At 66.7% G+C, this 14,005-nt stretch carries 11 protein-coding genes; 2 read left to right on the top strand and 9 right to left on the bottom strand.

Annotated elements, in window-relative coordinates:
* Positions 1 to 25: 25 nt before the first annotated feature.
* The 3 genes from EV147_RS00055 to EV147_RS00045 form a co-directional block, all read right to left on the bottom strand.
* Positions 26 to 691 (bottom strand): TetR/AcrR family transcriptional regulator, encoded by a 666-nt coding sequence (locus EV147_RS00055; protein WP_198680151.1) that lies wholly within the window; start codon positions 689 to 691, stop codon positions 26 to 28.
* Positions 692 to 766: 75 nt separating this feature from the next.
* Positions 767 to 1,900, bottom strand: coding sequence for an aminopeptidase (locus tag EV147_RS00050; RefSeq protein WP_130389103.1), 1,134 nt, complete (start codon positions 1,898 to 1,900; stop codon positions 767 to 769).
* Positions 1,897 to 4,002, bottom strand: a complete 2,106-nt coding sequence (locus tag EV147_RS00045) for a molybdopterin-containing oxidoreductase family protein (protein ID WP_130389102.1) — start codon at positions 4,000 to 4,002, stop codon at positions 1,897 to 1,899. Before EV147_RS00045 ends, EV147_RS00050 begins: the two co-directional genes overlap by 4 nt.
* A 263-nt stretch (positions 4,003 to 4,265) precedes the next feature.
* Between EV147_RS00045 and EV147_RS00040 the strand changes: the two genes are divergently transcribed.
* Positions 4,266 to 5,462, top strand: coding sequence for an ABC transporter substrate-binding protein (locus tag EV147_RS00040; protein WP_130389101.1), 1,197 nt, complete (start codon positions 4,266 to 4,268; stop codon positions 5,460 to 5,462).
* A gap of 5 nt (positions 5,463 to 5,467) precedes the next feature.
* Here EV147_RS00040 and EV147_RS00035 read toward each other — a convergent pair whose 3' ends face one another.
* From EV147_RS00035 to EV147_RS00015, 5 genes are all read right to left on the bottom strand, one after another.
* Positions 5,468 to 6,532, bottom strand: a complete 1,065-nt coding sequence (locus tag EV147_RS00035; RefSeq protein ID WP_130389100.1) for an ABC transporter ATP-binding protein — start codon at positions 6,530 to 6,532, stop codon at positions 5,468 to 5,470.
* The gene (locus EV147_RS00030) at positions 6,529 to 7,527 is read right to left on the bottom strand and encodes an ABC transporter ATP-binding protein (RefSeq protein WP_130389099.1); all 999 of its coding nucleotides are present in this window, start codon (positions 7,525 to 7,527) and stop codon (positions 6,529 to 6,531) included. Before EV147_RS00030 ends, EV147_RS00035 begins: the two co-directional genes overlap by 4 nt.
* Before the next feature lie 16 nt (positions 7,528 to 7,543).
* A complete protein-coding gene (locus tag EV147_RS00025) occupies positions 7,544 to 8,473 on the bottom strand; it encodes an ABC transporter permease (RefSeq protein ID WP_130389098.1) in 930 nt (309 codons plus the stop codon).
* 3 nt (positions 8,474 to 8,476) lie between these two features.
* On the bottom strand, positions 8,477 to 9,454 hold the full coding sequence (locus tag EV147_RS00020; RefSeq protein WP_130389097.1) for an ABC transporter permease: 978 nt from the start codon (positions 9,452 to 9,454) through the stop codon (positions 8,477 to 8,479).
* Between the two features lie 169 nt (positions 9,455 to 9,623).
* Positions 9,624 to 11,222, bottom strand: a complete 1,599-nt coding sequence (locus EV147_RS00015; protein ID WP_130389096.1) for an ABC transporter substrate-binding protein — start codon at positions 11,220 to 11,222, stop codon at positions 9,624 to 9,626.
* A gap of 328 nt (positions 11,223 to 11,550) precedes the next feature.
* Between EV147_RS00015 and EV147_RS00010 the strand changes: the two genes are divergently transcribed.
* Entirely contained in the window at positions 11,551 to 12,744 is a 1,194-nt protein-coding gene (locus EV147_RS00010) for a M20 aminoacylase family protein (RefSeq protein WP_130389095.1), read from the top strand.
* On the opposite strand, the gene EV147_RS00005 is transcribed toward EV147_RS00010, so the two are convergent.
* Positions 12,741 to 13,667: a DUF3047 domain-containing protein gene (locus EV147_RS00005; protein WP_130389094.1), complete on the bottom strand. Its 927-nt coding sequence runs from the start codon at positions 13,665 to 13,667 to the stop codon at positions 12,741 to 12,743. The genes EV147_RS00010 and EV147_RS00005 overlap by 4 nt on opposite strands.
* Positions 13,668 to 14,005 lie beyond the last annotated feature (338 nt).

Below are 14,005 nucleotides of genomic sequence, written 5' to 3'. Positions count from 1 at the left end.
TTTGGCCCCGATCAAGGACAGTGCTTCAGGCCGGCAGCACCAGCTTCATCATGTTCTGCGCCAGCTCCCGGGCCAGCGCCTCGGGATCCATGCGGCCGGGCTCGTGCCAGGTGTACATGAAACCGATCACGCCGCCCATGGAATGGGCCGTCACGCGCGCATCGCCGAACGCGAACACGCCGGCTGCGCGTCCTTCCTCCAGCAGCCCGTAGAGGTCGCGGTAGAAATCGCGCGCCATGCTGTTGAGCCAGTCGACGGTGTCGGGCTTCAGGTACTGGTTGTCGCGGAAGCTCAGCGCGGCGGCCACGTGGCAGCGCACGCAGCGCCGCGCCATTTCGAGCAGGCAGGCCTGCAGCCGCTCGCGCACCGGCAGCGCCGGATCGGCGGTCTCGCGGATCACCGGCAGGCAGGTCTGCGCCGATTCGCGGCACAGGATGTCGAAGATTTCGTACTTGTCAGCGAAGTAGTAGTAGACCGCCGGCTTGGTGACGCCCAGCGCGCGGCACAGGTCGTTCATCGTCATGCCCGGATAGCCTTTCGTGTAGAAAAGCTGGGCCGCCGTATCGAGGATCTGGCGGCGGCGCGCTTCCTGGCGTTCGGCCACGTGCGAGCGCGCCGGGCCGTCCTCGGCCAGGGTGGCGGCAACGGTGGCGCGCGGCGGATGGGCCGGTTTCCTGGGGGCATGAGACATAGGTGACATTCTCGCATGCGCCGGGCGCGCCACCATCGGGAAACTCCCGCGTGTCAGCCCGCGGCGAAGGGGGGCTCAGGGCTTCGGCGCCGCCCCGCCAGCCTGCCCGGCCGTCAGCGGCGTGACCTCGGTGGCCGGCGGCGCCAGCTTGCGCAGCGCGGCATCGCGCTCGGGGGGCGCCAGATCGCCGATACGGCGCGCCTCGGCGTAGAAGCGGTCCCAGTCTCCGCCGGACTGCGCGAGCAGCGCCGTGAAAGCGGGCACCCACTGCTGGTAGGTGGCCACGGCGGCCAGGTGGGCATTGGTCAGCGGCTGGTCGAACCAGCGGTCGTAGCCGGTGTAGCCGCCCCACTCCGCCTTCAGGGCGCCGTACTCGGCGCGCAGTTCATCGAAGATGCGCGCCTTGCCCTGGCGCTTGGCGGCATCGTCCTGCCGCGACTGGTAGAGCTTGACGAGCTTGTCGCGCGTATCGAGCAGCATCGCCCGGAACTGGCGGCGCCGGCCATCGTAGATCCGGTAGCTGGCGCGGGCGTCGGCCGAGCCTTCCTGCGCCAGCCAGCGCTCCACCCCGGCCGCTTCCACGGCGGTGGCGAACGACTCGTTGAACGCGGTGTCGTTGCGCACGTACACCACCTGGTGCGCCAGTTCGTGGAAGATCAGCCGCGCCAGCTCGCCCTCGGGCTGGTAGACGAAGGTATTCAGCAGCGGATCGTCGAAATAGCCGAGCGTCGAGTAGGCCGGGATGCCGGCCACGTAGGTCTCGAAACCGTCGCCGCGCAGACCCCTGGCGTAAAGCTCGGCATCGTTCTGGTCGTAGTAGCCGCGATAGCTGATGCAGCCGACGATCGGGAAGCACCACTTGCGCAGGTCCATCGACAGTTCGGGCGTGGCGAACACGCTCCAGACCACGTAGGGACGGTGCAGATTGGCGTAACGGCGATAGCTGCCGTTGTCGGGAAGTTTCAGTTCGCGCGAGGCGTAGTCGCGGATGCGGCGCGCCAGTTCCAGCCGCTGGGCCAGCCGGGCGTCGTTGGCGCCGTTGGCCGTGGCGATGGCGTCGTCGATGGGCCGGGCCGACGCCATCACGCCCAGGTGCCCGCCGATCGACTGGTAGTAATAGCCGACCGTGTCGCAGCCGGCCGCCAGCGCGCCGCAGGCCAGTATCGCGACGATACCCGCCCGGCGCCGGCGGGCCGGCCAGCGGATCATGATGCGAGCGCCTCCGAGGGGACCGCCTCCACTTCGACCAGGCAGTCGTAGAACACCGGTGCGCGGCCCATGTCGGTCAGGCGCTGGCTGGTCAGTTCGTTGGCGTTCTTGCCATCCGGAGCCAGCTTCTTCCACCAGATCGACAGGCCCACCACGAGGCCCCGCCTGGCCCGGTCAGTCACCCGGGCGCGCGCCTGCATGCTGCCGCGGTCGTTGAACGCCCGCACCATGCCGCCGTTGACGATGCCACGCGCGGCGGCGTCGTCGGGGTGGATGTCCAGGTGCGGCTCGCCCTCGGTGCCGCGCAGGCTGTCGACGTTGACGAACGTGCTGTTCAGGAAGTTGCGCGCTGGCGGCGAGATCATCGCCAGCGGATAGCGCGCGGCCAGTTCGGGCGCCGACGACGGGGCCTCGTAGGGCGCCACGTAGGCGGGCACGGGGTCGAGGCCGTCGCGCGCCATGGCCGCCGAATAGAACTCGCACTTTCCCGAAGGCGTAGGAAAACCGCCATTTGCGAACGGCGCCTTGCCGATCCTGAGCTTCTGCCAGCCCTGCTCCTTCAGCGAATCCCAGCTGATGCCCGCCGCGCGCTGGTCGTCGCGCAGGATGGCCTGGCTGGCGATGGTCTCGTCGCTGTCGGCGAAGCACGGCTCGGTGAAGCCCATGCGCGCCGCCAGGCGTCGAAAGATCTCGGTGTTCGGCAGCGCCTGGCCCAGCGGCTCGACGGCCTGGTTGTTGGCCAGGAAATAGGTATGGCCGTACGCCTTGTGCACGTCCACGTGTTCGAGTTGGGTGGTCGCGGGCAGCACGAAATCGGCGTGGTCGGCGGTATCGGTCCGGAAATGCTCCAGCACCACGGTGAACAGGTCCTCGCGGGCGAAGCCTTCGGCCACCTTGACCGATTCGGGGGCCACCGCCACCGGGTTGCTGTTGTAGACCACCACGGCCTCGATCTTCGGGCCGTTGCCCTGGGTGCCGTCGTCCAGCAGCGCGTCGCCGATCGTGCTCATGTTGACGGTGCGCGGCACCTGCGGCCAGTGCGGCAGCAGGTCGGGACGCTGCAGCGCCTCGTGGTCGATCGGGAAGAAGCCCGAGGTCGACAGTTGCAGGCCGCCGGCCGGGTCGCGCCAGGCACCCACCAGCGACGGCAGGCACGCCACGGCGCGCACCGCCTGGCCGCCGCCGTGCACGCGCTGCATGCCGTAGTTCATGCGGATCGCCACCGGCTGGCGCTCGCGGACGGCCAGCGTGCCGTAGAGCCCGGCCAGCCATTCGATATCTTCCACCGGCACGCCGCAGATCCCGGCCGCCCGCGCCGGCGGGAACTCCATCGCCCGTTCACGCAGCGCATCGAAGCCCACGGTGTGCTGCGCGATGTAGTCGTGGTCCAGCAGCCCGTCGCGGATCAGCACATGGATCATCGCCAGCGCCAGCGCGCCATCGGTGCCCGGCATCGGCGCGATATGGCGGTGGCACTTCTCGGCCGTCAGCGAGCGGTACGGATCGATGGCCACCAGCGTGGCGCCGCGGCGCTTGGCTTCCTGCACGCGGGTCCAGAAGTGGAGGTTCGAGGCTATCGGGTTGCCGCCCCAGATGATCACCAGCCTGGCGTCGGCCACGAACTCGATGTCCATCCCGACCGTCGCGCCATAGGTGTACTTCAGCGCCGTGGCACCCGCGCTGGCGCAGATCGTCCGGTCCAGCAGCGACGCACCGAGCCTGTGGAAGAAGCGCGCGGCCATGCTCTCGCCCTGCACCAGGCCCATCGTGCCGGCGTAGCTGTAGGGGACGATGGCTTCCGGATTGCGGGCGGCGATGGCCGACAGCCGTACGGCGATCTCGTCGAGCGCCTCGTCCCACGACACCGGCTCGAACCTGCCCTCGCCCTTGCGTCCCACGCGGCGCAGCGGCGTCAGCACGCGGTCCGGGTGGTAGGTGCGCTCGGTGTAGCGCGAGACCTTCGTGCACAGCACGCCCTGGGTGGCCGGATGCTCGGGATCGCCGGCCACCTTGATGGCGCGGCCATCCTCGACGGTGACGAGCAATGCACAGGTATCGGGACAATCGTGGGGACAGGCGGCACGGACGATACGGGGGGCCATGGCGGTATGAACGGGTGTGTCTGGCGAAGGGGCCGGCGCGTGTCAACGGCGTGACTGTGGCGCCACTGCGTCGGCCGAGCCTGCCGGACCGGGGGAAATTGTTTGGCTCCGATTGTATTCGATTATGATGTGCCGGCGCAGTCCGGCCCCGGCCGGATTTCCCTTGTCGGCACCAGACCGGACGGGGCGCGCGGGGTCCGCCGGCAGCACGGCACCACCAGAATCATCAGAACGTTGTACGGATTTTTTTGACGGGGATTTACATGGGTTTCAGAACAGGGGTCAAGCGCCGCCAGATGGTCGGCCTGCTGATGGCGTCCGCCATCGCCGCGAGCGGCCTGCCCGCCGCCGCCTTTGCCGCCAACACCGGCGCCGGCGAGACCGGCGTCACCGCCGACGCCATCGTGCTGGGCCAGTCGGCCGCGCTGACCGGCTCCACGGCGGTGCTGGGCAAGCAGATGAACGCGGGCGCGCGCCTGTACTTCGACCACATCAACAGCCAGGGTGGCGTGTTCGGGCGCAAGATCGAACTCAAGGCGCTCGACGACATGTACGAGCCCGACGAGGCCATCAGGAACACGAAGAAGCTGATCGAGGAAGACCGCGTCTTTGCGCTGTTCGGCTACGTGGGCACCCCCACGAGCCAGGCCGTGCTGCCGCTGGTCAACCAGTTGCGCATCCCGTTCTTCGCGCCGTTCACGGGCGCCCAGTCGCTGCGCGACCCGCACAACCGCTACGTGTTCCATGTGCGCGCCGGCTACGAGGAAGAAACCGCCGCCATCGTGCGCCAGATCCACACCACCGGGCTCAAGCGCATCGCCGTGGTCTACAACGACGACGCGTACGGCCGCGCCGGCATTTCCGGCATCGAGCACGCCATCAAGGCGCTGCCGGCCAACAGCGGCGTGACACTCGTGGCGCAGGAAAGCGTGATCCGCAACACCGTGGAGATCGGCGACGCGATGCAGACGGCCATGAAAGCCAGGCCCGACGCCGTGGTGCTGATCAGCGCCTACCGCACCGTGGGCGCCTTCGTGAAGGAGGCGCTGCGCCGGGGCTACAGCGGCCAGTTCTACAACGTCTCGTTCGTCGGCACCCAGGCGCTGGCCCGCGAAGTGGGTCCGCAGGGCAGCGGCGTGATCATCTCGCAGGTGATGCCGCACCCCGGCAACGCCACGCTGCCCGTGGTCCGCGAGTACCTGCGCCTGTTGCAGGCCGCCGGCAAGCCGAACGAGTTCGACTACGCCAGCATCGAGGGCTTCATCGCCGCCAAGGCGTTCGTGGAAGGACTGCGCCGCGCGGGCCGCGACCTGACCCGCGAGCGCTTCGTCTCGGCCGTGGAAGGCATGCGCAACGTGGACCTGGGCGGCTTCATCGTCCAGTTCGGCCCCGACAGCCACGTGGGATCGAAGTTCGTGGAGATGACGATCATCAACTCGCGCGGGGTGGTGATCCGGTAGCGGGTTCAGGCCATGTCATTCAGATGACAGGCCGACCACCGCATCGGCGCGATCTCCTTCAGCACCGGCTGTTCCTCCCGGCAGCGCGGCATCGCATGCGGGCAGCGCGGATGGAAATGGCAGCCGGTCGGCGGATGCAGCGGTGACGGAATCTCGCCCCGGATCGCCACGTAGGTCTTCTTGCCGACCTCCAGCTTCGGCGCCTCGGCCAGCAGCGCCTGGGTGTACGGATGGTTCGGCGCCGCGAACACCTGTTCGGTCGGCGCCGATTCCACCACGCGCCCCAGGTACATGATCACCACGCGGTCGCTGATGTGCTTGACCACGCCCAGATCATGGCTGATGAACAGGTAGGTCAGGTTCAGTTCCTCGCGCAGGCGCATGAACAGGTTCAGCACCTGGGCCTGGATCGAAACATCGAGCGCCGCCACCGATTCGTCGCAGACCAGGAACTCGGGCTGCACCGCCAGCGCGCGGGCGATACCGATCCGCGCCCGCTGGCCGCCCGAGAACTGATGCGGAAAGCGGCGCAGCACCGTGGGGTCCATGCCCACGCGCACCAGCATGTCCTCCACATACGCCTGCTGGGCGCGCTTCTCGACCATGCCGTGCACCACCGGCGCCTCGCCGACGATGTCGAGCACGCGCAGGCGCGGATTCAGCGACGCATACGGGTCCTGGAAGATCATCTGGATGGCCAGCTGGCGCTCGCGCTTCTTGTCGGGCGGCAGCCGGTCCAGATCGGTGCCGCGCCAGAAACGTTCACCCTCGGTCAGCGTATGCAGGCCCACCGCCATGCGCCCCAGCGTGGACTTGCCGCAGCCTGACTCGCCCACCAGCCCCACGACCTCGCCGCTCCGGATCGCCAGGTCGACGCGGTCCACCGCGTGCACCACCTCCATCTTCTGCTTCGCGCCGAAGAGATTGGCGATTTTCGCCGCCGCGTCGAGCGACTTGACGAAGCGCTTCGAGACGCCGCGCAGCTCCAGCAGCGGCGCGGGCGGCAGGCCCGCCTCGGGCTGGGCCGGGGACGCGGCCGCGTTCGGGGAATCGATGACCGGCGTACTCATGCGGCCTCCTGCTGGGCATTGACGGGGTGGAAGCAGCGCAACTGCCGGCCATCGGGCGAGGTGTCGAGCGGCGGATCGGTTCGGCAGACGTCCGTGGCGTAGGGGCAGCGATTGCGGAACGAGCAGCCGCCCGGCAGGTTCAGCAGCGAGGGCGTCATGCCGGGAATCTGCCGCAGCGGCGTGCCGCGCGGGTTGCGCGACGGTGCCGAGCCGATCAGCCCGTGCGTGTACGGATGGCCGGGGCGTTCCAGCACCTGCCGCACATCGCCCGATTCCACGATCTTGCCCGCGTACATCACGCAGACCTTGTCGGCCAGCCCGGCCACCACGGACAGGTCGTGCGTGATCCAGATCAAAGCGGTGCCCGACTCGCGGCACAGCGTCTGCATCTCGTAGAGGATCTGGCCCTGGATGGTCACGTCGAGTGCCGTGGTGGGCTCGTCGGCGATGATCAGGTCCGGCTTGTTCAGCAGCGCGATGGCGATGGCCACGCGCTGGCGCATGCCGCCCGAGAACTGGTGCGGGTACGCCTGCAGGCGCTCGTCCGGCGACGGGATACCCACGCGCGCCAGCGCATTGCGGGCGCGCTCGCGGGCGGCGGGCTTGCTGACGTTGTCGTGCGCACGCACGGCCTCGATCATCTGCGTGTCAATGCGCAGGACCGGGTTCAGCGTCATCATCGGGTCCTGGAAGATCATGGCGATGCGGTTGCCACGCACGTCGCGCTGCTGGGCCGGCGTGAGCGTGCGCAGGTCGCGCGTGACGCCATCGCGGCTGGTCAGCGCAATGCGCCCGTCCACCACCCTGCCCGGCGGGTCGATCAATCCCATGATCGAGTACCCGGTCATCGACTTCCCCGAGCCCGATTCCCCCACCAACCCCATGATTTCGCCACGTCCGACCGAGAACGACACATCGTCGACGGCCTTGGCCACGCCGGCACGGGTGAAGAACTGCGTTTTTAAGTTTTCTACGACGAGAGTCGGTTGTGTCATGTTGGCTCCCGGTCGGTCATTGCGTTTGCAGGCGCGGGTTCAGCACATCGCGCAACTGATCCGCCACGAGGTTCATCGCCACGATGGTCACCACCAGCGCGATGCCCGGGAAGAAGCTGATCCAGTACTTGCCCGAGAGCATGTACTGCTGGCCGTTGGCGATCAGCATGCCCAGCGACGGCTCGGTCACCGGCACGCCGAGCCCGAGGAACGACAGCGTGGCTTCGAGCGTGATGGCCGACGCCACCTGCAGGGCGGCGATCACGATCAGCGGCGGCAGGCAGTTCGGCAGCAGATGCCGGAACATGATCCGGCGCGGCGGCAGCCCCAGGCAGGTGGCGGCCTCGATGTATTCCTTGCGCCGCTCCACCAGCGCCGCGCTGCGCGTGGTACGTGCGTAGTAGGCCCACTGTACGGCCACCAGCGCGATCACGATATTGCCGATGCCGGGTCGTAGAAACGCCAGAAGAATCAGCGCGAGCAGGATCGGCGGGAACGACAGTTGCAGATCGGCCACGCGCATGATGATGGCCTCGGTACGCCCGCCCAGGAAGCCGGCCAGCAGCCCCAGCGTGGCTCCGAGCAACAGCGCGATGACCGTGCTGGCCACGCCCACGCCCACGCTGATGCGCAGGCCGTACATCACGGCCGAGAGCATGTCGCGGCCCTGTTCGTCCGATCCCATCACGAACGTCATGCCCATGCCCGACTGCTCGCCCGGCGCCATGCGGGCATCGAGCACGTCGAGCGTGGCCAGGTCGTAGGGGTTCTGCGGCGCCAGCCACGGCGCGAAGATGGCGATCAGCAGGATCAGCACCAGCGTGGCCAGCCCCAGCACGGCCAGCTTGCTCTCGACGAACTGGCGCGCGAAGCGCCGGAACGGCGTCTGCTCCTTCTGCGCGGGTGCCGGCGCGGCGGGGGCTTGCGGGGTAGCGGATGTGCTCATGGCTCAGCCCTTGTTGTCAGCAATGCGCATGCGCGGATCGAGCATGCTGTAGACGATATCCACCAGCAGGTTGATCAGGATGAACAGCGTCACGATCACCATCAGGTAGGCGACGATCACCGGGCGGTCCAGCAACTGGATCGAATCGATGATCAGCTTGCCCATGCCCGGCCACGCGAAGATCGATTCGGTGACGATGGCGAAAGCGATGATCGAGCCGAACTGCAGCGCGATCACCGTGACGATCGGAATCAGGATGTTCTTGAGCACGTGCACGCCGACGATGCGCGCGTTCGACAGCCCCTTGGCCCGCGCGAACTTCACGTAGTCCTGCAGCATGGCCTCCTGCGTGCCAGCCCGCGTGAGCCGGATCACCATGGCGATATTGAGCAGCGACAGCGTGACCGCCGGCAGGATCAGGTGCCGGATGCCGTCCACGGTCAGGAAGCTCAGCGACATGCCCAGCACGCGCACGGTTTCGCCGCGGCCGTTCGACGGCAGCCAGCCCAACTGCACCGCGAACACCATGATCAGCATCAGCCCCACCCAGAAGGTGGGCAGCGAAAAGCCCAGGATCGACACCGTCATGATGGTCTTGCCGGCCACGCCGTTGGGCCGCAGGCCCGCCCACAGCCCCAGCGGAATGCCGAGCACGATGGCCAGCAGGATCGCGCAGATCGCCAGTTCCATCGTCGCGGGCATGCGCTCGAAGATCAGCTTGAGCGCCGGCGTGCCATGCGCGAACGAGGTGCCGAGATTTCCGTGCAGCGCGTTCTGCAGGAAGATCCAGTATTGCTCCCAGAGTGGTTTGTCCAGGCCAAGCGCGGCGATGGTGCGCTTGATGTCTTCCTGGTCGGCCTGCGGGCTGATCAGGATATCGACCGGGTTACCGATCGCAAAAACGCCAAGAAAGACGAGCAGCGACATGACCAGCAGCACGACCACGCTCTGCATCAGGCGCCGGATGATGAAGACCAGCATGTTTCGGACGCTATCCTTTCGCCGTCGCGCCGGGGCACGGCCAGCGGGTTCGCGGCCCACGGGGGACATCGTGGGCGATACGCCCCGGCCATTCTGACGGACCGGGGCCGCGATGATACCGGAGCCGACGCCCGCGCGCCGGCCCCGCCTGCCTCTGCCTTGCCGCCCGTTACTGCGGCTTGAACAGGTGCGCGTAGGTGCGTTCGTCGGTACGGGGCACGTACGTGATGCCCTTCTGCGTGGCCCACGTGGTCACCTGATGGTGGACCGGAATGATGCCTCCGTCCAGCACCGCGATGGCCGTGGCCTCCTGCAGCAGCCTGGAGCGCTCCGGGTCATCCACGGTGGCCAGCGCCTTTTCGAGCACCACGTCCATCTTCGGATTGCAGTACTCGCCCCAGTTGGTGGTGCCGAAGCCCTTCTTCGAGTCCTCGCACGCCAGCAGCGCCCGCAGCGGCGAGCTGACTTCGCCGGTCTGCGCGCCCCAGCCCAGCAGCCCGAACGACCACTCGTGCTTGATCCCCTTCGACGAGTACGTGGCCATCGGCATCCCCTCCACCTTGGTGTTGATGCCAATCCGCGTCAGGTTCTGCGCGATGGTCTGCGCAATCTTCTCGTCATTCACGTAGCGGTTGTTCGGCGTGTGCAGCGTAATGCCGAAACCGTTGGGGTAGCCCGCCTCGGCCAGCATCTTCCTGGCCGCCTCGGGGTCGTACTTGAGCGTCTTCAGCGCCGGGTTGTGGCCGAACAGCGTGGGCGGCACGAGATTGTTGGTCGGCTCGGACAGGCCCTCCATGAGCCGGTCCTTGATGCCCTGCCGGTTGATGGCCGTGCTGATGGCAATGCGCACGCGCGCATCCTTCAGCGGGTTCTTGTCCATCGGCTGGCCGTCCTTGGTGGTCACGAACGGCGACTTGTCGCGCTTGGCATCGAAATACAGGTAGATCACGCGGTGCGAGATCTTCGAGAAGAAGCTGAGCTTCGGGTCGTTGCGCACCTTCGGCAGGTCTGGCGTCGGCACGTTCTCGATGGCCTGCACGTCGCCCGAAAGCAGCGCGGCCAGGCGCGTGGCCGGGTTGGGGATGAAGCGCAGTGTCACCTTGTCCCACGCCGGCTTTGGCCCCCAGTAGTCGGGAAAGCGCACCAGTTCCACCCGGTCGTCGCGTGCGTAGCTCACGAACTTGAACGGGCCGGTGCCGATCATGCCCTTGCCCTGCGCGAAATCGTCGGAACCCAGCCCCTGCGTGGCCTTCTTCTGCACCATGAAAATCGACGTCAGGTCGTTCAGCATCAACGGATACGGCTGGGCCGTGGTCAGCTGGATCGTGTGCTTGTCGATGATTTTCTTGCTGACGATGGCCTTGGTGTAGACATCGAACTTGCCGGGGCTGTTGACGATGGTGGCGGGCCGGTCGAGCGACCACACCACGTCATCGGTGGTGAACTCGGTGCCGTCGTGCCACTTCACGCCCTTGCGGATCTTGAACTCCCAGGTCGTGTCGTTCACGAGCTTCCACGACTCCGCCAGCCCCGGCACGATCTTGCTGTCCGGGTCGAGCTTGACCAGCGCCTCGAACACGTGCTCGGACACGTTGATGTTCGAGAACAGGTTATAGAAATGCGGGTCCATCGAGGTGGGCGGCGAGCTCATGGCCAGCTTGAGATCGGCCGCGAGCGCCGGGGCAGACAGGCCAAAGCCGAGGGCGCCACCAAGCATGACGGTGCCGACCGTCCTGCCGATTGCCTTCTTGACGTTGCTGAGGGACATCGTGCGATTCTCCCTGATGGGAAGTCTTGAAATGACAATGAGGATCGGCCGCGCGGATGGCTGCGATGGGTGGAGACGGGCCGCGTTTTGGTGCGGTGTTCCGCCATGCAGCGCGGCACGCGGCCGGCCGGGCACTTCAAGCATGAACTGTTCCAGCAGCCGGGGGCAATCGCCATGCGGGGAAACCCACCCGCGCCACCCCCGGAATCGATGCGGCGGTGCACCAGTTTTTTGCGTTCCTGTGGCGCCTCAGCCTTGTTTTGGCGCTTCTACGACAGGCGTCGTATGATCGGGGTATCCAAAAGTCCGATCAGCCCTCGACGGCATCATGAAGCTCATTCCCGAAATCCTGCAGGCGCAAGCCGAAATCCGTGCCATCCGGCGCGACATCCACGCCCATCCGGAGCTTTGTTTCGAAGAGCAGCGCACCGCCGATGTGGTGGCCAGCAACCTCGAATCCTGGGGCATCGAAGTGCACCGGGGCCTGGGCACCACCGGCCTGGTGGGCGTGCTGCGCAGCGGCAACGGCGGACGCACGATCGGCCTGCGTGCCGACATGGACGCGCTGCCGCTGCAGGAGGCCAACACCTTCGGCCACCGCTCCCGGCACGAAGGCAAGATGCACGCTTGCGGCCACGATGGTCATACGGCGATGCTGCTGGGTGCCGCGCGCTACCTGGCCGAACACCGCAACTTCGATGGCACGGTCAACTTCATCTTCCAGCCCGCCGAAGAAGGTGGCGGCGGGGCGCGCGAGATGATCAAGGACGGCCTGTTCGAGCGCTTCCCGTGCGACGCCGTGTTCGGCATGCACAACTGGCCGGGCATGCCGGCCGGCTCGTTCGGCACGACGGCCGGGCCGCTGATGGCGTCGAGCAACGAGTTCAAGATCGTGGTGCGCGGCAAGGGCGCGCATGCGGCAATGCCGAACAACGGCTGCGACCCGGTCTTCACGGGCGCGCAGATCGTCTCGGCGCTGCAGGGCATCATCACGCGCAACAAGCGGCCGATCGACACCGCCGTGATCTCGGTCACGCAGTTCCACGGCGGCGATGCCACCAACATCGTCCCGAACGAGGTCTGGCTGGGCGGTACCGTCCGCACGTTCACGGTGCCGGTACTGGACCTGATCGAGCGGCGCATGGAAGAGGTGGCGCGGGCGGTGGCGCAGGCGTTCGATTGCACCATCGACTTCGAATTCCGCCGCAACTATCCGCCGACGATCAACAGCGCGGCCGAAGCCGAGTTCGCCGTGGAGATCGCCAGCGAACTGGTGGGCGCGTCGAACGTCGACGGCAACGTGGAGCCCACGATGGGCGCCGAGGACTTCTCGTTCATGCTGCAGGAGCGCCCCGGCTGCTACCTGTTCATTGGCAATGGCGAGGGTTCGCACCGCGAAGCCGGCCACGGCATGGGTCCGTGCATGCTGCACAACCCGAGCTACGATTTCAACGATGAACTGCTGCCCGTGGGTTCGACGTTCTTCGTCAAGCTCGTGGAGAAATGGCTGGCACCCAGCTAGTCAATAGCAATATCGCCATACCAGGACTCGGCGCGGCTTCTGGTGTTGTCGGTGTCGGTCATCAGGCCGACCGCCAGCACCTTGCCGGGGTCTGTGCCGAAGGCCTTGCGGTAGTCCGCGCGGAGGTCGCGCTCGTGGCAGCGCCATTGATCCAGATTTCGGGTGCCCGAATCCATCACGATCATGCGGACGCGATCGGTGTGCGGATTGTTCAGGATACTGCCCTCGGCGCGGCGCCCACCCCAGATGTACATCAGCGTGGCATAGGGCATCTCGCGGCCCGTGGTGATGCGTGCCATCTCGTACATCAACTGATCCCGCAGCGGCAACGTGCTGCGATCTCCGTCGAACGCCACGAAAATCCGTAGCGGCGCATCCTCCCGATGGCTCACCGCGTTGTCGGCAACCCGAATCACGTCGCGTGTCTTCCAGCGCCAGCGCAGCGTCCCGGCCTCACGACTGACCAGCGGCACGTACAATCCCGACGCCGAGCCGTCCGCCTGGGCGTGCAGCACCGTGTGATGATCGACCTCGGTCAGGGAATAGCGCGTGGGTGTTTTGTTGCGATTGACCTTCCAGGGCTGCCAGCCAGCCGGGTCAGCCGATGCCGCATTGAAGAGGGAAAACGCCGGCAACTCGCTTAGCAACTGCAGCGCGGCCGGCTCGGCGTCAGCTTCGCCATCGGACCCGGCCTCCTGATCCGGCTCCACCGGCTTCTGCCGGTTGGCGACGGCCAGGGGATCGGCTGCGGCACCGGTCGATGCCTTCAGCATGACCGGTTTGGTTGCAAACGTCTTGCAGCTGCCGTCCGAGACGGACACCATTTTCGACGGATCCGCCGGCGCCACCGCCGTGGATGCACAACCAGCAAGCAACACTGCGCCCGCCAGTACCGTCAGTACCAGCCCGAACTTCCTGGGCATAAGACCCCCTGAACCCTGTTTCCCACCCGCCAGCCAAATCCAACAACATGCGTCAGGCCCTGCGGCACCGCGACTTCACTGTTGCAGACTGCATCGCGTCGATGTTCCTCGGCGCTTGACGGTGACATTATCAGATGCGTATTGCGTCAGGAATGCTCCGCGACCCTGAAAACGGGAATACAACAGTCACGAACGAAGCTGGATAAAAACCATGCGCGCAAAAACAAAACCCCTCGCAGCGAGAGCTGTCGAGGGGTTTTGGGGCATAAGAGCCTGGCGATGACCTACTTTCACACGGGTATCCGCACTATCATCGGCGCAAAGTCGTTTCACGGTCC

It is taken from the genome of Cupriavidus agavae, from assembly GCF_004217045.1.
Taxonomy (GTDB): Bacteria; Pseudomonadota; Gammaproteobacteria; order Burkholderiales; family Burkholderiaceae; genus Cupriavidus; species Cupriavidus agavae.
This window is presented reverse-complemented; position numbering and strand designations above follow the sequence as displayed.